At 66.6% G+C, this 19,836-nt stretch carries 17 protein-coding genes and 1 pseudogene; 8 read left to right on the forward strand and 10 right to left on the reverse strand.

Translation table 11 applies throughout. The features are described 5' to 3' along the window. The first annotated feature begins 89 nt into the window (after nt 1-89). Nucleotides 90-293 (forward strand): cold-shock protein, encoded by a 204-nt coding sequence (locus tag ACM6LR_RS36470; RefSeq protein WP_276367717.1) that lies wholly within the window; start codon nt 90-92, stop codon nt 291-293. Between the two features lie 214 nt (nt 294-507). Beyond that, nucleotides 508-1,170: a hypothetical protein gene (locus ACM6LR_RS36475; RefSeq protein WP_414945423.1), complete on the forward strand. Its 663-nt coding sequence runs from the start codon at nt 508-510 to the stop codon at nt 1,168-1,170. 285 nt (nt 1,171-1,455) lie between these two features. Here ACM6LR_RS36475 and ACM6LR_RS36480 read toward each other — a convergent pair whose 3' ends face one another. The 3 genes from ACM6LR_RS36480 to ACM6LR_RS36490 form a co-directional block, all read right to left on the reverse strand. Continuing rightward, nucleotides 1,456-1,953 (reverse strand): hypothetical protein, encoded by a 498-nt coding sequence (locus tag ACM6LR_RS36480; RefSeq protein ID WP_414942641.1) that lies wholly within the window; start codon nt 1,951-1,953, stop codon nt 1,456-1,458. Between the two features lie 36 nt (nt 1,954-1,989). After that, complete coding sequence (locus tag ACM6LR_RS36485) at nt 1,990-2,334, reverse strand: hypothetical protein (protein WP_414945424.1); 345 nt, start codon at nt 2,332-2,334, stop codon at nt 1,990-1,992. Between the two features lie 311 nt (nt 2,335-2,645). Continuing rightward, nucleotides 2,646-5,357, reverse strand: a complete 2,712-nt coding sequence (locus tag ACM6LR_RS36490; protein WP_414945425.1) for a helix-turn-helix transcriptional regulator — start codon at nt 5,355-5,357, stop codon at nt 2,646-2,648. 404 nt (nt 5,358-5,761) lie between these two features. Between ACM6LR_RS36490 and ACM6LR_RS36495 the strand changes: the two genes are divergently transcribed. The 3 genes from ACM6LR_RS36495 to ACM6LR_RS36505 all read left to right on the forward strand — a co-directional run bounded on the left by ACM6LR_RS36495 (nt 5,762) and on the right by ACM6LR_RS36505 (nt 8,208). After that, complete coding sequence (locus ACM6LR_RS36495; RefSeq protein WP_414942644.1) at nt 5,762-6,034, forward strand: hypothetical protein; 273 nt, start codon at nt 5,762-5,764, stop codon at nt 6,032-6,034. A gap of 686 nt (nt 6,035-6,720) precedes the next feature. Further along, nucleotides 6,721-7,101: a hypothetical protein gene (locus ACM6LR_RS36500; RefSeq protein ID WP_414942344.1), complete on the forward strand. Its 381-nt coding sequence runs from the start codon at nt 6,721-6,723 to the stop codon at nt 7,099-7,101. An 18-nt stretch (nt 7,102-7,119) separates the two neighbouring features. Next, the gene (locus ACM6LR_RS36505) at nt 7,120-8,208 is read left to right on the forward strand and encodes a hypothetical protein (protein ID WP_414945426.1); all 1,089 of its coding nucleotides are present in this window, start codon (nt 7,120-7,122) and stop codon (nt 8,206-8,208) included. A gap of 1,170 nt (nt 8,209-9,378) precedes the next feature. On the opposite strand, the pseudogene ACM6LR_RS36510 reads toward ACM6LR_RS36505, so the two are convergent. Continuing rightward, nucleotides 9,379-9,573, reverse strand: a pseudogene (locus ACM6LR_RS36510) (manganese catalase family protein); the annotation flags it as partial. Nucleotides 9,574-10,035: 462 nt separating this feature from the next. Here ACM6LR_RS36510 and ACM6LR_RS36515 point away from each other — a divergent pair. After that, the gene (locus ACM6LR_RS36515; RefSeq protein ID WP_414942346.1) at nt 10,036-10,491 is read left to right on the forward strand and encodes a DUF2243 domain-containing protein; all 456 of its coding nucleotides are present in this window, start codon (nt 10,036-10,038) and stop codon (nt 10,489-10,491) included. Between the two features lie 244 nt (nt 10,492-10,735). Beyond that, nucleotides 10,736-11,389, forward strand: a complete 654-nt coding sequence (locus ACM6LR_RS36520; RefSeq protein ID WP_414942347.1) for a hypothetical protein — start codon at nt 10,736-10,738, stop codon at nt 11,387-11,389. A gap of 883 nt (nt 11,390-12,272) precedes the next feature. Here the strand turns inward: ACM6LR_RS36520 and ACM6LR_RS36525 are convergent. The 3 genes from ACM6LR_RS36525 to ACM6LR_RS36535 all read right to left on the reverse strand — a co-directional run bounded on the left by ACM6LR_RS36525 (nt 12,273) and on the right by ACM6LR_RS36535 (nt 15,512). Further along, nucleotides 12,273-13,286: a DUF5914 domain-containing protein gene (locus ACM6LR_RS36525; protein WP_414942348.1), complete on the reverse strand. Its 1,014-nt coding sequence runs from the start codon at nt 13,284-13,286 to the stop codon at nt 12,273-12,275. 93 nt (nt 13,287-13,379) lie between these two features. Beyond that, nucleotides 13,380-14,270, reverse strand: coding sequence for a MerR family transcriptional regulator (locus ACM6LR_RS36530; protein WP_414942425.1), 891 nt, complete (start codon nt 14,268-14,270; stop codon nt 13,380-13,382). Nucleotides 14,271-14,633: 363 nt separating this feature from the next. Continuing rightward, the gene (locus ACM6LR_RS36535) at nt 14,634-15,512 is read right to left on the reverse strand and encodes a YhjD/YihY/BrkB family envelope integrity protein (RefSeq protein ID WP_414942349.1); all 879 of its coding nucleotides are present in this window, start codon (nt 15,510-15,512) and stop codon (nt 14,634-14,636) included. 102 nt (nt 15,513-15,614) lie between these two features. Between ACM6LR_RS36535 and ACM6LR_RS36540 the strand changes: the two genes are divergently transcribed. Next, nucleotides 15,615-16,214, forward strand: coding sequence for a CDP-alcohol phosphatidyltransferase family protein (locus ACM6LR_RS36540; RefSeq protein WP_414942426.1), 600 nt, complete (start codon nt 15,615-15,617; stop codon nt 16,212-16,214). Here the strand turns inward: ACM6LR_RS36540 and ACM6LR_RS36545 are convergent. The 3 genes from ACM6LR_RS36545 to ACM6LR_RS36555 are packed head-to-tail and all read right to left on the reverse strand — an operon-like array spanning nt 16,125 to nt 19,647. Then, a complete protein-coding gene (locus ACM6LR_RS36545; RefSeq protein WP_414942350.1) occupies nt 16,125-17,657 on the reverse strand; it encodes a phytoene desaturase family protein in 1,533 nt (510 codons plus the stop codon). The genes ACM6LR_RS36540 and ACM6LR_RS36545 overlap by 90 nt on opposite strands. Beyond that, nucleotides 17,654-18,784: a glycosyltransferase gene (locus tag ACM6LR_RS36550; protein WP_414945427.1), complete on the reverse strand. Its 1,131-nt coding sequence runs from the start codon at nt 18,782-18,784 to the stop codon at nt 17,654-17,656. The genes ACM6LR_RS36545 and ACM6LR_RS36550 overlap by 4 nt, the downstream gene beginning before the upstream one ends. Beyond that, entirely contained in the window at nt 18,757-19,647 is an 891-nt protein-coding gene (locus ACM6LR_RS36555) for a carotenoid biosynthesis protein (protein WP_414942352.1), read from the reverse strand. Before ACM6LR_RS36555 ends, ACM6LR_RS36550 begins: the two co-directional genes overlap by 28 nt. Nucleotides 19,648-19,836: the final 189 nt, after the last annotated feature.

Below are 19,836 nucleotides of genomic sequence, written 5' to 3' on the forward strand. Positions count from 1 at the left end.
GTGCGCAGATGGGCTGCCGCCTGCGACAATGGCTCTCAAGATCAGGGCATCGTCAGGGCTCTGACGCACGAAAAGGAGCAGGTGCAGGTATGGCTCAGGGCAGTGTGAAGTGGTTCAACAGCGAGAAGGGCTTCGGCTTCATCGAGCAGGACGGTGGCGGGCCGGACGTGTTCGTGCACTACTCGGAGATCCAGGGCAACGGGTTCAAGTCCCTGGATGAAGGGCAGCGCGTGGAGTTCGAGATCGGCCAGGGCCAGAAGGGCCCGCAGGCCCAGGGCGTCACAGCGATCTGACGCATCGGCTGCCGGAAACCTTGGCCGATGGGCTGGCGCCGAGACCAGCCGTCGCGGCGATGCTCGGCTACCGCCCCGTCCCCGCGGCGCTTACAGCGCGGCGGGGGCGGGTAGATCACGCGATATGAACTGGTGGAAGTCAGTGAGTCGACGGCGGCAGCCTGGTCTGATTCCCTTCGCCGATGCGCTGGAGGCGGTGGGCGGGGACGGAGCCATGGGCACGTACGCGGGCGAGGTTCCGCTGCCTCAGGTGCTTGGCTCGGTGTCCCGCTCCGAGGATTTCGATCATCGGTTCAGGCCCCGCAGGCGCACAGCCCGATACGAGTCCGTCCTCGCGCGATTTCGTGCCGGGGACGCTCCTCCGCCTGTCGAGGTCGTACGGCTCGGGCAGCTCTACTTCGTGTCCGACGGGCACCATCGAGTGGCCGCGGCCAGAGAACAGGGCTGGACCCACATCCCCGCCAACGTCCGGCGGATCTGCTCCGTCGCGTACGTGTGCAGTTGTGTGTCGGCCGCTGACCTTCCCGCCAAGGCAGCCGAACGGCGATTCCTGGAAGAGGTCCCGCTGCCCGAGCCTGTCCGCCGCGACCTGTGGCTCGACCGCCCCGCGGACTGGTCACGACTGGCCGACTCCGCACTCGCCTGGGGATTCCGACGCCAACGCGACGGCGAGGCCGCCGACGTCGACGCGCACAGCCTCGCCAGCACCTGGTGGGTCGAGGAGGTCGCGCCGGCGGTCGACCGCATCCGCGAAAATGCCCCGACCGACCTCGTCGACGTGCAGCTCTACATCACCGAACTGGCCCGCCGCGACGGCGTAGCGGAACTCCGCTGGCCGACCTCCCATTGCTGCCCCGACCACACCCGGCAATCCTGACAACCACCGATCAGAGGGCCGCGAAACGCCCCGGGCATTGCCGTGTTCGAGCCGGTTCCGGGCTGCGAGACCTCACGGGGCGAACCGTTGGCCGCGCCCTCGCCGTCCTCGCCCACGCGCTAGTCGCCGAGGCCGCCGGGTGCAGCCGACGACGACACCGTCGCGGCGATCATCATCCGACGCCCGCATCGGACACGCGCCCAGCACGATCGCCTCGTCGACCCGAGCCGACCCGGCACAGTCCAAACAGGAACGTTTTCTGCAGGAATTCGCCGGAGCGGCGGCTCATTCTCGATTACCAGGCCTGCCCATGGCGCCTACATCGTTCCAACACCATTTTCGACCTGTTTTCTTGAGTCCGATCCGCATGTCGAAGACTTTGCCGTCGCGATCGGTCAGCGCCAGTTCGAAACTCTTGGTTTCACCGGCTGACTTGGGGTTCACCAGCATGGCATGATCGACGTCGCCGACGTATCCGGCGGCGCGGTGCACCCGGGGTTCCGCGTCGGCGCACTTGACCGAATTCAGTGTCTCCGCGTTTTTGGTGTTGAACCCGTTGACTATGGTGTTCGCGGTGTCCCTCGGGTCGGCGGCGAGAAGAAACCCAGGCACGACGAAAGCGGTGATCCCCAGTGCGGTCAGCGAGACCAGGATCAGGGAAAGGGTGATCCACAGCCAAGCAAGGCTTTTCTTCGGCGGCGGAGTGCCGTATCCCATAGAGGACGCGTGCCCTGTGTACGGCGGTCGGCCATAGGGCTGCCCCGGCTGAGAAGGATAGGTCATTTGAGCTTGGCTCCAGGTATCAAGACATTCTCCACATCAGCCCTGTTCGGGCGCTTGGATTTTCACGCCGAGGCTGTCCAGCGGTACGCCATAGGCCCTGAGCAACCTGACGTGCTTGCCCTTCCTCGACGCCCGTCGCGCGATCTGGACCGTCGCGAGCGCGATCAGGAAGAGACCGGCGAATAGCAGGAGTTGCGCGAGCGCCAGGTTGCTTTCCCACAGTGACTGATCACCGGGACCGGAACTGCGGCCATTGCCCCAGACGATGGAGATCGCGGCACAGGTGATGCCGGGGAACAGTACCAGGCCGTTCCACTTGTTGATGCTGGTCTGCTGACGGGCAGCTGCCCGCAGGTGCGCCTGCTCCGCCTCGGCGGGCAACGGGCTAGGGTAAGGATACGGCGGGCCGGAAGCGTCCGGAGAATCGTCCATGGTGTTCGACACTGTCAGCTCTCATCGTTCCGCACGCCGGAAACGCGAGATTGCCCGGCAGGCCGGACCGATTCCCGCGGGTTCAGGGCACGATTGTCGACTCGCTTGAACATGAGACCCCCAGATGGCATTACGTGGTCACCACACTGACCAGCATCGGTCAGCCTCGCCGTTCGGGCAAGGGCAGGCATCGGCCAGGTGGCCAGATCTGCCCCACAGCCTCGCCGTCCGACGAACTGGCCTGCCGGCTGACAACCCGCTCATCGATGGGGGAACCCGGATTTCGCCGCCTCGGCGTCGACGTCCACCGCGTGCCTTCGTCCCGCCGCAGCCGCCAGCTCCGCCCGGTTGGCGACGGCCACCTTGGCGAAGACGTGGGCGAGGTGTGTCTTGACCATCGATCGACTCATGAACAGCCGTGCGCCGATCTCGGGGTTGGTCTGCCCGGCCACGACTAGATCGACGACCTGCCGTTCGGTGAGCGTCAGGCTCTGCCAGCCTGTGCCGGAGGATCTGCCACGGCGCTGGCGGGACGCGTAGTCCGCGGCTTCATCAAGGGTGAGTTCGATGCCCGCCGACCATGTTTCGGCGAATGTGTCCGGATCGATTTTCGCGCGCAGCGTGGTCACCGTTGCGGTGTGCCCCGCATCGTCGACCGGGCGAAACCCGCGGCCCACCGCGACGCGCCCGCTTTCGCTTGCGGCGAGTAGCCGGACCGCGACCGCTGGATCACGCGTCACGCCTGCCAGCGCGTCGAAGCTGTCCGGCCAGAAAGTGCGCAAACCGTGCTCGACGCGGATGTCCAGTGCCCGATGGTGGAGCCGTGCGGCCTCGCCCCCGCTGCCCTTGTCCCTGGCCAGGTACCCGAGTTCGTCGAGAGCTTCGGCTTGGACGTGGGGAACGTCCAGCGTCGTGGCCAACGCCACGGCGCGCTCGGCGACAACACGTGCTTCGCCGGGCCTTCCCAGGCGACGTAGCGTCTCGGCCAGCGGGGGCAGCACCTGCGCCACATGCCAGTTGTCCGTCGCCGGCTCGGCGAAACGGGAGGCGATCGTCAGCCAGTGGTGGGCAGCGTCGAGGCGCCCTTGCCACAAATCCACCAGGCCAGGGATCACCGCGAAGCAGCGCAACAGTTCGGGGACAGTGTCGCTGACCGAGCGGAGTACCGGCTCGATCGCGGCGCGGGCTCCGTCGAAGTCTCCGGACAGGGCCAAGGCCCACGCCAAGTTGACCGTGATGTGTCCGACGGCGAAGTGATCCCCAAGCGGTTCGACCAAGGTGAGGGCCTCCCGGCTGGCACTGACGGCACTGGGGACCTCGCCGGTGAACAGATCCGCCCAGATCTCGATGCCGACGGCAAAGGCGGCTGTACATCGGTCGCCTCGCGCCAGCGCTTGCCGGCGCGCGTCACCGATTTCCGTACGCGCTTGGGCATGCCGGTCACGGTTGGCGAGTGTCCGTGCTCGCAGAATCGCGGCGTGCTCGACGGTGAATGGGTCGTCCGCGAGAACGCCCGACCGGCCGCCTTCGCTCGCCAGGTCATGACTAGCGTCGGAGTCGAAGTACAGCCAGCGGTGCGCGGCCCACGTCAGGCACCGTCCCCGATGCCGGTCGCCGACGCCTGCGATGTCGATGCCCCGTTCGGCCAGTTCTGCGGCTTCCGCTCCGTCGGCGTTGCCCACGGCCATCGCGGCCGCGCCGGACAACAGCGCGGCCTGCAACGGCGTTCGGTCGTCGGGGGCCAGGTCGATCGCCCGCCGCAGGTAACCCATGCCTTCGTTCGTGTGGCCGCAGACGAACCAGAAGCGACTGAGGGCCGCGGCGAGTTCGCGTCCGTGTCCCGGATACTCGTCGAGCGCCCGGATGAGGGCGGCACGCAGATTGTCATGGTCGGCGTGCAGCGCGATACGCCAGTAATCCTGATCGCGCTCGAAGCCTGCTTCCGCGACCCGGGCGAATCCGAGGTAGTACTCGAGATGCCGACGTCGCAGCTCGGTTGATTCCGCGGCTTGCTCCAGACGATCCGAAGCGTACTCACGGATCGTTTCCAGCATGTGGAAGCGGGCACCCGTCGGGGTGTTGACCTTTGCCAGCAAAGACTTGTCGACCAGCCGCCGAACGCCGTCCAACACTTCCGCGCCCCCCGTGCACACCGCACTCGCGGCATCGAGGTCGAATCCGCCCGCGAATACGGCCATCCCGCGAAACAGCTCGCGGTCGGTTTCATCGAGCAGGTCGTAGCTCCATGCCAGCGAGGCCGTCAGCGAACGGTGTCGCTCGGGGGCCAGCCGCGGGCCACCGGGCAGCAGCGTCGACCGGTGCCGTAACCGCGCCGCGATCTCGCCGGGAGCCAGTACTCCCGCCCAGGCCGCCGCGAGTTCGATCGCCAGCGGAACACCGTCGAGCCATTCGCAGATTTCCTGCTCCACGCTTTTGCCCGCGACGTAGTCCTGGACCACGAGGGCCGCTCGATCGGCGAAGAGCCGCGACGCGGACTCCATGCCCATGGGCGGAACACGCCACACTGCTTCGCCGGAAACTCCCAGCGGCTCGCGGCTGGTCGCCAGCACCGACACACCCGGGCAGCCGCGTAGCAACAGGTCGACCAACTCGGCGCAGGCCACGAGGAGGTGCTCGCAGGTGTCCAAGCAAACCAGCTGCTGCCGATTTTTCAGCTGCGCGACCAGCGCCCGCCGTGGGTCGCCGGCGGGGTGTACGAGGACCTGCGTAGCTGCTGTCACGGTTCGCGTGACCTGCTCTGGGTCGACCAGCGACCCCAGATCGACCCAGCACGCGCCGTCCACGTACCGATGGGCCGATGCCTCCGCCACGGCCACAGCCAACCTGGTCTTGCCGATGCCACCAGGGCCGGCAAGCGTGACGAGCCGACGCTCGGTCAGTGCCTTTTCCACGTGAGTCCGCTCGATGTCCCGGCCCACGAAGCTTGTCAGCTGGACCGGAAGATCCGGCATGGTGCCGCGACTCGACTCAGGAATGCCGTGTTGCACTTGCCATCTCCCCATTCTCGGTACCGCGGCGAAGCCTGATCGCTCCCCTGGACAGATCTTCTTCGCGGCCAGACCTCGGCATCCGACTGGTGGCCAGGATGCCAGCTCGGCGATTCTCGCCACAACGTCGGCCACCTGGCCGATGTCGTCCCGGCACCGAGCCCCGAAAGTGGGCGTGCGACCACCCGCAGATCGGTATCCGACAGCAGAGGAACAGGCGAATTGTCGACATGGGCGACCAGTGTGCGAGATTGTCCTGCCAGCCAGTAATTGCAGCCAGTTGGCCGTAGCGCCCGCTTCTTCGTCGCGCCCAGCGCAAGGAGCGGAGATGGTATCACAACCACTGTAGAGGCAATCGAGGAGAAGAAATGTCGAGCGTTACGAAGCTGATTTCGGTGATGATTCTTGCTGCCACCATCGCGACAGAAAATGTCGCGTTGGATTCGGCGGCGGCGGCCGCCGGAGCGTCGACAAGTATCTCGGATATTCCGATCACCATGACCGTCACAGAGGAATGGGTCTTCGGCCCGTTTACCCATGAACAAAATTGCCTGACCGCGAGGGCATTGTGGAACGGTCCGGTCGGCGACTGCTTCGATGCCAGCGTTTTCGGGGGCAAGTGGTACTTCGTCGGCTACTAAGGCCGCCGAGGTCGTCTGTTCGGCAGGAACTTTCCAGCAACGGCCGAGATAGCTCAGAGCGCCATGCACATTGGCACCCGTTCGACTCGACACTGGCGGATCTTCACGAGTTTGACATGCAGCCCTGCCGCCTAACGTCAAGGTCACCTTCCTTGCCGACAGGCGGAATACCATCCACCGCCACGATGGAACCTGCCCAACTCCTCGTTGATCCCGAGCGAGGTTTGGTGGCGGTAGAACCCTTCAATCGACAGTGCCGACCGGCCATACGGGCGCGCCTCGGGATGCTCGTCCCCTCAGTCCAGCTGAGAGTTCAACCCGGCTGGGAAACGAGAGCTGGACCGCGACCGGTGATTTGACGATCGACCCCGGAGAGCAATTGTTGCAAATCGCTTGAAAGGATCAGCTCCAGCCCGCAGGAGTCCGTGTGGGCGTTGCGGCTGCACTCGGGGGTGGTGGTACGCATCGGACATCGCCTCTTGGACCGCGCAGTGGTGCCCGCAGCTGCTGCACCAGGATCTGATCTCGGCGACGGTCTTCGCGAGGTCGGTGCCGGCGGTGGCGCCATGGCATGGGCTGCGCTGCCCGTGTCGTTATCGCGGTGTGCAGGTTGCCTTTTTGACCGATTTAGCGTCTGCGCGGGGTCGGGGCGCTATCATCGCCAAAATGCCTGGGGAGGTGGTTCCATGGATCCGGACACGTCTGACGAACACACGAGAGGCGGTTTCACCGCCGATGTGGTCAGCATGGAAGAAGCGCGGCAGAAGCTGCTCGAGGTGAAGGCCTACTTTCAGGCCAAGACCGACAGGTTGGCGGCCTTGCCCGGCGCGCTCGACGACGCCTTCTTCAGGGGACACGCGGGTGAGACAGGTCAGTACCAACGGAGTTATCAGGCCTTCGGCCGCGAGTGGGACAATCAGTTCAGCAGAATGCTTGTGCTCGAACAACGGTTCGTTGACCTCATCAACGAGCACGGTGCAGCACTGAAGCAGGCCATCGCGATGTATTCGGAGGCCGACGACGCCGCGCGCACGACACTCGAATCCATCCTCGGCAGGATGCCGTAGCCACACCTTGGGGGGATAATGGTGAACGAATGGCCGCCGCCTGCCGATGAGTCGAGCAGATTGCTGGCCGAAGTGGACACCGGCGAAATGCCGCACGCCGCCGGGTTCGCCGCCTGTCTTGAGGCGCTGGCGAACAGCTCCAACGTCTACGCGTGGATCCCGTGCATCGGCACCCTCTACGAGGTGAAGTACGAATTCCACAACCGCGGCGTCCCTGGTCACGATTACGGTGCGTCTTCGATCCCCGTGGCGACTCCCGACGAATACCTGAATGCGATGACCAAGCCGCAGTACGTCTCCTCGGTGATCGAGCACCTCGGCACGACGCCGGAGCACTTCATGGCATTCGCCGAAGTGCTGTCCGGGCAGCACGTCCTGATGAGCGACTCGGGGTATGCCGGTCCCGACGCCTACTCGCCGCCCATCGATTGGGCGTTCTACAACCTCGCGTTCGACAAGGGTGCCGACACGGGCTCGGCATCACAGGACGTCAAGGAAGCCCTCGCCGACTTCGCCGAGCTCAACAGCGCAATACAGGTGCTGACCGAGGCGGTGTGGGAAGGCCCCGGACAGGTCGCCGCGCTGAACAAGTTCACTCAGCTGATGAACTTCCTGATCCACGTCCGGGGGCCGATGCACGCGGAGTTCGGCGCAACCCTGGTGGCCTACGCCGCTCTCGTCAAGTCGGCCAGGAAGCAGCTGGACGGGATCATGGGCCAGGCGGACGCAGCGATCCGCAACCTGGACGCCTCCCCGATCGACCTCATCAAGACCTTAGGAGTGCTGCTGACCTTGGCGGGATTCATCCCCGCTATGCCGTACGCGCTTTCCTTCGGTATCGCGGTGGCCTCCATGGTGGCCTCGAAGCTCGAGTCAGTGGCGAAGAGCCGCCAGGACCCCGAGGAGATCACGATTCCCACCGAACAGTCCAGCTCGTGCGTGGACATCCTCCACTGGTACCTCAAACAGGCGCGCGCGACGTGCGAAGCCCTCTCCGACGGCATCGGCAAGCTGTCGAAGCGCCTGCCCGAGCTGCTCGACGAGGTGGTGAACTCGGTGCCGGAGGACGTGCACCTCCCGGAACAGCTCAGGGAACTGCCGCAATGAGACGCTGCCACTCTTTCCCGGACGGCCGGGGACCGGCGCGGTGATCGAACTGGTGGTCGAGACGCTCGAGTCGACGAAGGCGCGGTTCGTGCGAGCGCCGACGGAGTTGCGCAGTAGCTCTCACGTCCTGGAATGCCCAGCTGTAACCCCGTGTCGTTCTGGGCTGAGGCTCTTTGACCTCCCATACTGGCGAGAACGCTCGAGGTACGAGGCCAGGAGGAGTAGCCGTGCGCGTCCCGCGTCAGTCACCCTCTCTCGCACGCTGCCTGCGGCACATGAGCGCAGACAGGACTTGAGGCGGTAAGTCAGCCTCTCGGTCGGGACAGCCGCTCGCCGGTCGACGGGTGGTGCCGGGTCCAGAGGTAGCTGGTGCCGGTCCTCGACCACTGCCCAGAGCTGTCTGCTGATGGACAGGGTCGGCCGCTTGCGGGTTGAGCCGGGCTTTGGTGACGCGGCCGCAGGTCTCGCCGAGCCCGGCCGGTTCCAAGAGCTGGCCGTCCTGCACATTCGCTGTGGTCGCGGGGTGCGACTTCAGCAACGCGCCTTGAACGACAGGCAGGCCGAGCCGTCCGATCGCCAGCCCGGCCCCGCCGCGGTGTTCTCGGGCACGCGGGGTCAGCTTTGTCCGGCGGGGGCCGGCACGCTGGTGATCGGCAATCCGGCAGTTCGTCGTCTCTTCTCCTGCAGCATCGTCCGCTCATCGGCACGAGCGGACGTGGCAGTCGGAGCTTCCAGGCCAGATTAGTGGAGGACTCATCCCACTACCGCGCTGAGCTGGCAACTGAAGCGCTCGGCCGCGGTCACTGCTCGGCGTCCAATCGAACCTGGAACCGCCTCGTCGCATGCCAACTATCGCCTGTCGTCACAATGTGCTGGTGGGCACGCAGGCGATATCTGCAAGTGCCGGCTGGAGTCCGCGCGGAAGGGGCTGTCTCCTCGCCTGTGGAGTGCTGTGCTCATTGTGTCGTTACCGGCGCCGGCGTACTGACGGGCTGAGCGAAACGAACGGTGGGGCTGAAATGGTGGGCCAGACAACAGCCAGCACGACCAGGGTCGTGAGGTGATCGAGGTGAGCTGATTGGTGGGGCTGCAGTGGCTTGACCACCGGGGGTGGTGGTGGACAGGTTGCCGTTCGAATCCGCGGCCAACGCCCCACCGTCACCGATGATCGCCGATCTCCTCGGTCGTCGTATCCATGATCAAATCCTGGTACTTGCCCTCCATCCGGCAGTTCCAGCCCTGGAACAAGTACTGCATCGTCACCGATATCTCACCGAACACACCATCGATGAGCTTCTGCGTTTTGCGCGCGCTGAAGCAAGTTGGTATGACGAGACACCGGCCTCGGCTTTTCGTGCACGACAGCGGGTCCCCCTCACCGGCGCTGAGATCCAGGGACGCCCTTCGACGCGGAAAATAATCATTCCGGCATGATTCGCCCGGGTTGTTCGTTTATCCCGGCACCGGCCGGGTATACGGTTGCCATGCCGGACGTCATCACTCCCCCGAGTCGCCCGACGGCCCACGCCATCTGGCGGATAGACCGTGTCGAGAATTTCCGCTACCGGGCAGAGTACTGCTGTCGGGGTCGCGCACCGGGAACATTCGACGTTCTGCTCAGTCCTTGTCTGCGTGAACGGGTCACCCTGCCCGCGCACGCGACGGATTCTGACGTGGTGCTGTGCGCCGTGGGTTTGATCCTCGACAGTGTGCTTCCGTCGGCTCTCGCCCTCCTTCCAGAGATCGACCTGGCGGTCATGGCCTCTACGGATGCGTCATTCGTCTCGGAACTACGCAGCCGCCTGCGGTCACCGAGCTGACGGCGGGATGAGCCAGGTGAGCCGGGCGGCGATACTGCTGGGGCTGGGCCTCGGCGGATTCGTCGACGGCATCGTCGCCCACCAGATCTTGAACTGGCACCACATGTTGTCGAGCTGGTATCCACCGGACACCGCGGAGAACCTGCACCTCAATATGGTCGGCGACGGGTTGTTCCATTTACTGTGCCTTCTCTTCGTGATCGCCGGTATCACGTCGCTCAATCGCGGTCGCCGCCTGCCCTCGCGAACCCTCTGGGGCGGCGTAGCGGTCGGGTGGGGCGTGTTCAATCTCGTCGAAGGCACTGTCGACCATCTGATTCTCGGCGTGCACCACGTTCGCTCCGGGCCTGATCAGCTGGGGTACGACCTCGGTTTCCTCGCGCTCGGCGCCACACTCGTGGTGATCGGCCTGCTGATGTCCCGGCGTGCAGCCAACGCGGACTCGGGTAGTCCTGACGTATGAAACCCGTCAGTTCCTTCGTGTCGTTGAGTCCTTTCGTACGGCCGACTTTCCTGTCGCCGCCGTAGCATCGCGGTTCGCTGCGTGCCAGCCGCATCCGCTGATCGTCACTGTCCCTGGGCGCGTGGATCTCCTCGGCCGTCTTCGAGCTGGCTGGTGGCCGTGAGCGACCGGTACAACCGCGTATTGGCTCCTTCGCCGCTTGCGGCACGCGATTGGGTCATGCTCAGCGGGGGAACACCGCGGTATGACCACTGCGATCAAGTCGGTGTTTCGTCTGTTAGCGGCGCTCAGGCGCGCATCTGCCGTTCATCCCCGTGGTGTGCTGCTAGCGGGCGAGGTTGTCTCGGTATCAACCGAATCCCTTCCACTTCGGCCTGGGCCCGTGCTCGCCAGGATGTCGAAAGGCGCGGGAATGCCGGGCGCCGTGCCTGACGCGCTGGGGCTGGCCCTGAGGTTTGGCACCTCACCCCGGCACTGGGACCTCCTGCTCACCACCTCGATGCCCGGCCGCCGCATCGGCCGAATGCTGCCTTGGCCCCTACGCTCCTGGAACAGCGATCGGTACTGCAGCCTCATGCCCTACCGCGTCGATGACCGAAACCTCTGGTTCGGTGCCGAGGTGGCCGACCTGCCGGTGGATCGTGCTTCGATCGCCGATGTGGTCCGGTCGCTGGACGACGGTCCGCTGCGACTACGGCTGAAGGTAGCTGAGGCCGGAGCATCGTGGCGCCCAGTCGCCGAGATCGTCCTGTCGCGCGTCGACACCGAAAGACCGGGCATCGCCTTCGACCCGGTGACGGCCCAACCGCCCGGGTTGCGTTTGGTGCCGCAATGGCTGGCGTCGATGCGCGCGGCCGCTTACTCCGGTAGCCGCGAGGGAAGACCGCGCTTACCGTGACGTCGTTTCGAAGCCGCACGTCCTGCTCGAGCAACTACCGGAACGCGCCGGGCTGTCGGTGGCTTTGTCGACGGTGACTCCGCGATCGAAGCAGGCGGGCCCACGCACGGCCTGTGGCGGCGTTGGACCAGGCCCGCCGGGAAACCGGGACCGCGTCGAGACCGAACCCTGATGACGCCCAGCCGGCTCGTCGTGGCGACAGCGCTCAGACTGGCCGCCCACTCGCGAGCAGGCCCTCGGTCGCACTTGACGGGCTTGCATCCAGCTTTGTCAATCGAGTGGGGCGGCGTCGACCCGTTGTCCGTGCTCGCTGATCTCAGCACCAGAGAGATCCACTACGACCCCGACAAGGTCCTCGCACCCGCGTGAACTTTCGATCGCCACCGGCATCTGCTGGGTGTCGAACGACCAGGGCCACCGGCTCCGGACGGAGTGTGGTCCCGGGCACAGGCGTCGATACCTGATCACGAGTTCACCCCTCTGACTTCCTCAGCGCCTTCCACCTGCCCGGCACCGAACTGCTTGGACGGAACCTACTGCTCGAGGGCCACTTTCTGGTGTCCGATTCCTGTTGGGCGTGCGGACTACCCACCTGCTCGACGAGGAAGACCAGCACTGGGCCCGAAGTCGAGTTCCTCGCGACCAGCTATATCAACGGCGGCTGGATCCGAGAGTACGCCGCGCCCTCACCGAGCAGATCGCGATCAATCGGAGAATCTACCGCGAAGCGCGGCAGGTATCGACATGCTGCATCCGGCGTCCCGCCCCTGTGTGGCGACTTCGTTACGGCTGTATTCGGGAATCCCTGATCGCAGATACGAGCCCACCGCGACCGCAGACTCCACGGCGCGCCGAACGGCGTCGTCCGTGCCTCGCCCTCACGTCAATGGTAAGCGGTACGCACCTCGTAGCGCCGCTCCGCGTAGGCGAGATCGTCTCGCCACAACCGCGCGGACGCGCGGCGCATCAGCGGCCGGAGCATCGGCGCGATCCGCGTAGCCTTGGCGAATCCCGGCCGGTCCGACGCGGCGATCGTCGCTTCGATCACGGCGGTGCGCGGGCGGCCGTCGTGGCCGGCACCGAGCGGGGTCGCGTGGGTCTCGACCACGCTTCCCGCACCTTCACCCTCGACGATCGTCATCACCACGGTGCGCGGCTCGGGACAGGTGAACTCAGCGATCACCGGCACGCCCAGCTTGCCCGCGAGCCGGAAGGTCACCTCGACGACAAACCGGTCGTCCGCCTCGGCGACGTCGTTTCCTTGCGGCGCCGAGAGAACACGCAGCCGAGCGAACGAGTACGGGTGGAACCAAGCGCCGTGCCAGGGATCGAGGCGATTGGCGACGACGTCCTCCGGTTCGCAGATCCCGGTCAGGGTGGCGACAGCGTCGATCATGGCATTTCCGTCCGGCCTTGGCGCCACGAACGGCCGCTCGGTGGGAGCTTCACCTCCAAGCCGGTCGAGCCGCGCCCACACGAGGACGCCGTCGTCATAGGACGGGAAAGGCGTCCAACCGGGCCGCTCAGGACCGACCCGCAGACCGTGCCAGCGGCAGACCAATTCGCCGCAGTGCACGCGAGCCTGATCGAGGGGCGCGCCCAGATGGGGACACGCGCCGGGGCCGATCGTCGTGAGTCCGTCTTCGCCGCGCCAGGCCACGAGTTCCTGCGTGCCGACCCGGAGGCCGAGGGGTTCGTTCGCACGAATCGCACGGCTGGCCGCGACGACGTACCAGTTGCCCGCGGGACGCGCGTCGGCGCGTTTGACGGCGCCGGCGATCAAGGTGGGACTGCAGTCGCGGTAAGTCGGTTCCTGCCGCACCCAGGCCGGCTCCTGGAACGGCTGGACCGGCCACCGCTCCGGCCAGCGTTCGATCACCTGTCGCCTGAAGTCCACAAGTCACACTCCTGCCGTGCGATCGACCGAGCCGACCGACGACAAGCATCCTCTGATATTTGGAGCGATTGCGCAACGCTTTGGCCAGGAGGTTCAGGCTTTCAAGCTTTCGGCGACAAGATCCAGCGCGTCGGTCAGCTCGTTGACCCACGGGATGTCGTTGACGTTGCGTTCCTTCCACCCCGGACCGGCCAGGGCGACGTCGAACCCGCGGCGCTGCAGACGCTGGCTCAGCATGTCGTCGGCGGTGTTGACCGACATCGACCACAACAGAATCAAGACCGGGTCCAGTTTCGACGCCATCCCGAACGTGGTTTCGGCGGAAGCCATCTGCCCGAGGAACACAGCAGGGATGTCCACTTCGGCCATCGACGCCCGGAGAACCTCCATCGGCAGGCTGTGCCGCTCTTCCGGACAGCAGGCAAGGAGCACGATACGGCCGGGGGCGGTGTTGGCGAACCTGCCGCTGAAACGCTGGAGCGCCAGCGAGACTTCGGCGGTCAACGCCCATTCCGACTCGAAGCACACGTCGCCGCGCAACCAACGGCCTCCGAGGTTGCGCAGGACCGGGACCACCACGCCTGCCCACATCCCGGCGGGGCCGAGCGCGTCGAGGGTCTCGTCCAACAGCGCCGCCAAGGACGTGAACTCGAGCTCCTCAGCGGCCGTCTCGATCTCGTCGGCTCGTCGCTTCACGGAGATCTCGGGGATCGCGTCTTCATCGCCGGAGAACGCCGCCGCAGCGGCCTCGCGGGCACGCATGCCACGATCGGTGAGCCGCTGCATGTGCTGAAGCCTGCGCACGTCGGCATCGGAGTACCGGCGATGGCGCCCATCCGCGCGAAGCGAGGGGCCAACCCCGTAGCGCGTCCCCCAAGTTCGGAGCGTGACCGGTGAGACGCCCAGCAATTCCGCAACCTTGCCAGGGGTCCACGAGCCCGCACCCCGGGGTCCGGCAGGGTGATTCATCTCGTCGACGTCCATCAACTCCACGTTTCCACAGGACGGAAACCGCCTGTCGGCACGCCCGCTTCCCCTTGCCTCCCTCCGGGCGGCTGACAACCGGTCAACGTCCGCCTGAATCGCGCAACATCATGAGCATCAACCGGTTTTGCGCCACAAGTCATAGCGTGTGTGGCTGCTGTACCCGTACAGAACAATACTCCGTCGACCGCCGAACACTCAGGCGCTAGCGATGTGCGCGTACGGTCCGCACCGCGCCTTCGAGGCTGCGATCGATCGAGCCGATCCGATTTCCGGTCGCACAAATCGCTTGCGCAACGTTTCAGTGGGACAATTGACGTACACAGCTCCGAAACGTGCCCTGAGCTGGAAATACTCCGGACTCTACTGTGTGTTTTCGCATCGATTCTCGCGTGCGGGGGCTTGCGCGATCAGCGTCGTTCCAGCGTCGGTGCGCTCCACGCTCAGCGTGAGCCGGAAACCGAGCAGGAGCATCACGTGCAGGAGATAGAGCCAGAGTACGAGTGCCGAGAGGACGCCCACCCCGGTGAGGCCGCCGAACGGGATGCTCCAGTCGAGCGGGATGGCAAGGAACAGGAGAAAGCCGTGGAAGAACCCCGCGAGGAAGGAGGCCACCGCGAGGGCGCCGAGCAGCAGGGGTCTGCGGCGCGCACCGCGCGGCGCACTACCGACGAACACGATCGCGGTGACGGCGGCGATGATCAGCCAGTCGATATGAAAGGACACCGTGATTCCCCAGAACGTCGACCAGCCACCCCCGGTGTACAAGTCGGCGACGACATCCGCGGTGGCGAGCGGCACGATCGCCAAAGTCGGGCTGATCAGAAGAACAGGGACGAACATCAGGCGCCCGCGCCAGCCGACGAATGCCCCGGGCGAATGGCCGGACACCTGCGCGAACCCGCGCAGCAATCCTTCGCCGTAGAAGGTGGCGGGAAGCAAGGTCACCACCAGCGCGGTCCACGGGCTACGCAGCGCGGCGGAGGTGAGCGCGTCCAGGGCGGCGCCCGGATCGTGAGTGGGCGGCAACGCGTCGCCCCACCGGGAGACGCCGTGGAGGACGAACTCCGGCGAAACGACGAAAGCGGCTCCGCGCAAGGCGACGAGCGCGAGCGGGACCACAGCCAGTATGGCGAAGAACGTCACGCCGGCGGCCCAGAGCGACAGGTCACGCCCCTGCAAGGAGTGCTTGACGTCGCTCAGCACCACTCCGGTCCGGCGCCGGACGCTTCCGCCACTCACTCCGGCGCACCGGCTTCGGCTGAAGACGGAGTCGCGGGCTGGTCGCGGTTACACGCACACGACGCTTCCGGAAGCGCATTGACGGTCCGCTGGTTGCGTGCGGTGCAGACGCTGGCCCGACCGATCCTCAAGGTGCCTCCGGACGTGCTCACCGGCTGCGGGGTCCTGAGCGCTGGGGCCGCGGTGTTCCTGGCCTCGGCGAACGGCTGGTGGCTGTGGCTCGCACTGGTGGCACTCCTCGCGACCGGGGTGTTCGACGGGCTGGACGGGGCGGTCGCACTGCTCACCGGCCGGGCGCGGCCGGCCGGCGCGGTACTGGACGCGGTCGCGGACAGGGTCACCGAACTCTGTTTCGCCGCGGTGCTTTTCGTTCTCGGCGCACCGTTCGCCTGGTGCGCCGGGCTGGCGATGCTCCTGCTGTTGCACGAATTTCTCCGGGCACGTGCCCAGGGCGTGGGGCTGCGGGGCGCCGGGGCGATCACGGTCGCCGAACGTCCGACGCGCCTGATCGTGGCGGCAGTCGCGGTGACGGGCGTCGCGCTCGCTCCGGCCGGCACACCGTGGACGGGCTGGCAGTGGGCGGAGACGTGCGCGGTGCTGTGGGCCGGGTTGTCAGTCATCGGCCTGATTCACCTCTCGATCGCCGTGGCCCGCGGTCTCCCGGACCGCTGGGCCGATCAGTCCGGCGACGATCGCGGCTGACATCGCGACCAACGGCAGACCTCCGCCGGGATGGGCTGAGCCACCGGCAAGGTAGAGGCCGGGAATCGGGCTGAAATTGGCCGGCCGGAGGAGAGCCGCGCGAGGGCCGTTCGACGAAGAGCCGTAGATCGAACCGCCCGGCGCCCCGGCTTCGTGTTCCAGTGTGGCCGGTGTGCGAATTTCGCGCCATAGCAAGCGATCGCGGACGTCGAGTCCGCGCTCGGCCAAGACATCGAGGACACGATCCGCGTATTTCTCGGCCAGCCCGGGCGCCGCCCAGTCCACTCCGGACTCCGGGTCGTGCCGGGGGGCGTTGACCAGGACGAACCACGATTCGCAGTCCGGCGGGTGCAGGTCGGGATCGTCGGGAGCGCAGATGTAGACCGTAGGATCCGGCACCGGGTGCGGATTCTTGCCGAAGATGGCGTCGAACTCCGCGTCGTAGTCCGCGGGGAACAGCACCCGGTGGTGGCGGGGAGACGGCGTCACCCCGCGTAGGGCGAGCAGCAGCACGAACCCGGCCAGTGACGGCTGAACCTGCCGGAGCGCCCGGCGAGGCGCCCGGGCGCGCGGGTCGTCGAGAAGATGGCCGTAAAGATGCGCGGCATCGGCGTTGCACACCACCGCCTTCGCCGCCAGGCGTTCACCGTCGGCGAGACGTACCCCGCTCACTCCCCCCGCTCCCGTCTCGATCGCGGTGACCTCGGCGCCGGTCCGGATCTCGACGCCGAGTTCGGCGAGCCTGCCCAGTAGCGCGTCGCCGAGCCGGCGAAGCCCTCCACGGACGTGCCAGCTGCCGAACTCCTGCTCGACGTAGGGCACGACAGCCATGACCGCCGGAAGCTTGCGGGGATCTGATCCCGTATAGGTGGCGTAGCGGTCGAGCAGCATCCGTGCCCGCGGATCTCGCAACCGGCGGCGTCCGAGCCCGCGCAGGGTGCGCCACGGTGCGATGGCGAGGAGGTCGCGGACGCCGGTGGCGTGCCGGAGCAGGTCCCGGGTGCCGCGCAGCGGACGCCGGAGGACTTGTTCGCCGACGAGGTCCCAGAGGTGTTCCGCCTCCCGCATCAGACAAGTCCATTCCGCACCGGCACCGGTACCGAATGCGTCATCCAGGCTGCGGGACACCTCAGCCCGGTCGTGGGGCATGGCCAGTTCGGTACCGTCCGCGAAACGGTACTGGCAGGCAGGATCGACCGGCACGACGTCGACCACTTCGTCGAGGTCGGTGCCCGTCGCCGCGAAGAGTTCGCGGTAGACACCCGGCAGAGTCAGCAAGGACGGACCGGTATCGAAGGTGAAGCCGTCCCGGCTGAAGGTTCCCAGCTTCCCCCCGCATCGCGGAGCCCGCTCGAGCACGGTCACCACATGACCGGCCGCGGCGAGCCGGGCGGCGGCCGCGAGTCCGCCCATACCGCCACCGACCACCACGACGTCGCTCATCCAGTCTCCTTCTGGCGCAGCGCGCGGTTCTTCCAAGCGATTCGCCCATTCTTTCGTGCCCACCACGAGCGGGCGATGAGTCCGACAAGGGCGAGAATCGAGACCGGGTGAGCCAGGCTGTCCGGCCAGACCCGGCCTCGGGTGCGGCGTGCGGTGACCACGCGTCCGGCGACGCCCGCGACGTACCCGACGAGTCCGGCGCGGGATCCGGTCAGGGCCGCGACGGCGGGCAGGACCCAAATCCCCAGCAGCGCGGCGGAGATCGCCACGGCTCCGGGCGCCGATCCGGTGGCCGACCAGAGCGATTTGGCGTAGCCGTCGCGCAATTGCGGCCATGTCTCGTACATATGACATTCGGCGACCCCGCTGCCGTCCGCGACCACACCGCGTCCGCCAGCGCGTTTGACCGCCCGCATCAGCGCGATGTCGTCGAGGACTTCATGGCCGACCGCGAGGAAACCACCGCATTCGCGCAGCATCGCGGCGTCGATCAGGAAGAACTGGCCGTTGGCGGCGGTGAGCGAGGGCCGCGGCGAGCGCTCGGCCTGCCGCAACGGCAACAGCACCAGCCATGACCACTGCAGCAACGGCTGCACCAGGCGAGCACCGGCACCGTCCGCGCGCTGCCGGGGAAATGGCGAAACGGCGTCCAGACGCGCCTCGCGTAGCAGGGAAACCGCCGCCGCGACGGCGTGCGGGGCGAGCACGACGTCAGCGTCGACGCACACCAGGACAGAGCCACGGGCCCGCTCGGCGAGTTGATGGCACGCGTGCGGTTTGCCGAGTACCCTATCCGGCGGTTCGACTCCGGTGAACACGGCAACCCGCGGGTCCTCGCCCGCGACCTGCCGCACGACCTCCGCTGTTCCGTCGGTCGAACAGTCGTCCAGCACCAGGATTTCGACGTCGTCGAGCCCCTGCTGTTCCAGCAACGACCTCAAAGCGGGCGCCACACGCGAAGCCTCATCCCGCAGAGGAAGCAGGATCGAGACGGCCTCCGGACAACGGTCCGGTTTCTCCGGTGGCACCCGGACGATGCGCGCGTTGTAGGCCGCGTGCCCGGCCGCGGCGACGGCGGCCGATGACGCCGCCCGCACGATCAGGCGGCCGAGTGAGACCACAGCCACCCCCGCACGATGCGCACGGTGAACGGCACAGCCAAGGCTCCCATGGTCAGGCCGCCGACCAGTGCCACCCACGGGCGGCCGAAGAAAGCGAGATGCGCCCAGATCGACGAGAACCACGTCCACAGGTACATCACCGGGGCAGGCCCGGTGGCCAAGCTCGGCACTGGATCTTCGGCTCGGGGTGACAACAGATGCAATACCGCCTGGATGATAGCGGCGACGAGCAACCAGCCCAGAAAGTTGGTCAGCGGGATCCCCACGACGCCGGGCAAAGACGGCTCCGGCGACACCCACGTCCAGTAGCCTTCGTCCACCATCTGCGGGTCGAGGAACACATCCCAGGACGCCAAGGCGCAGGCCGCCACCACGACGACGCCGGCCGGTCGTTCGGCCAGCGCTCGGCCGACCAGGAGCGCGGGCCAAGCCATCATCAGCCACGCCAGTGGGATGAGGACCGGTACGCCGGCGACCGACCAGCCAAGCAGATCGGTGTACTGGTAGTGGCCGAATGGGAAGCCCGTGTGCAGACCGGTGATCTCGGCGAGCAAGCCGCCGCCTCCGGCCACGACGACGAGCGTCACGACCGTGCGAACCCCGGCACGTGCCCAGGCGTCGGCGAGCGATGCCGAGGCGAAGCAGACCACTGTCAGGATGGTGAGCGGCGTGCGCTCTCCTGGATCAGTGACCGAGTAGAGAATCTGGCAGAGCACGGTCGCGGCTGCGAAGGTCCACGCGGCCAGCGCGCGAGGGAATGTCAGGGAACGTGAGAATGCTGCAGTCCGCGTAACCATCACAACGCGACGATGGACCTGGCCGACCACCACACAGACTTTTTCCCACCATGCCAACAAAAAAGTCTTCACGACACACTGCCAAATGATCGGGACGACACTAACGAATGTATTCCTGTCACACCCGGCGGGCGCCCTGACCCGGCGGCGGGGCGAGACCGGGCCCGTCGAGGGCAGGCGGGTGGCCACACCACCCTCGTTCACCGGGACGTCACTTTCGATTCGTCAACGACCCGCGCCGACCACCACGACGAACAGCCC

The organism is Amycolatopsis sp. cmx-11-32 (genome assembly GCF_047608695.1).
In the GTDB taxonomy this organism is placed as follows: domain Bacteria; phylum Actinomycetota; class Actinomycetes; order Mycobacteriales; family Pseudonocardiaceae; genus Amycolatopsis.

Bases quoted from the DNA above. Each gene is read 5' to 3' on its own strand.
- ACM6LR_RS36470 (WP_276367717.1), top strand. From the start codon at position 90: ATGGCTCAGGGCAGTGTGAAGTGGTTCAACAGCGAGAAGGGCTTCGGC.
- ACM6LR_RS36475 (WP_414945423.1), top strand. From the start codon at position 508: ATGGGCACGTACGCGGGCGAGGTTCCGCTGCCTCAGGTGCTTGGCTCG.
- ACM6LR_RS36480 (WP_414942641.1), bottom strand. From the start codon at position 1,953: ATGACCTATCCTTCTCAGCCGGGGCAGCCCTATGGCCGACCGCCGTAC.
- ACM6LR_RS36490 (WP_414945425.1), bottom strand. From the start codon at position 5,357: ATGCCGGATCTTCCGGTCCAGCTGACAAGCTTCGTGGGCCGGGACATC.
- ACM6LR_RS36495 (WP_414942644.1), top strand. From the start codon at position 5,762: ATGTCGAGCGTTACGAAGCTGATTTCGGTGATGATTCTTGCTGCCACC.
- ACM6LR_RS36500 (WP_414942344.1), top strand. From the start codon at position 6,721: ATGGATCCGGACACGTCTGACGAACACACGAGAGGCGGTTTCACCGCC.
- ACM6LR_RS36505 (WP_414945426.1), top strand. From the start codon at position 7,120: ATGGTGAACGAATGGCCGCCGCCTGCCGATGAGTCGAGCAGATTGCTG.
- ACM6LR_RS36515 (WP_414942346.1), top strand. From the start codon at position 10,036: ATGAGCCAGGTGAGCCGGGCGGCGATACTGCTGGGGCTGGGCCTCGGC.
- ACM6LR_RS36520 (WP_414942347.1), top strand. From the start codon at position 10,736: ATGACCACTGCGATCAAGTCGGTGTTTCGTCTGTTAGCGGCGCTCAGG.
- ACM6LR_RS36530 (WP_414942425.1), bottom strand. From the start codon at position 14,270: ATGGACGTCGACGAGATGAATCACCCTGCCGGACCCCGGGGTGCGGGC.
- ACM6LR_RS36545 (WP_414942350.1), bottom strand. From the start codon at position 17,657: ATGAGCGACGTCGTGGTGGTCGGTGGCGGTATGGGCGGACTCGCGGCC.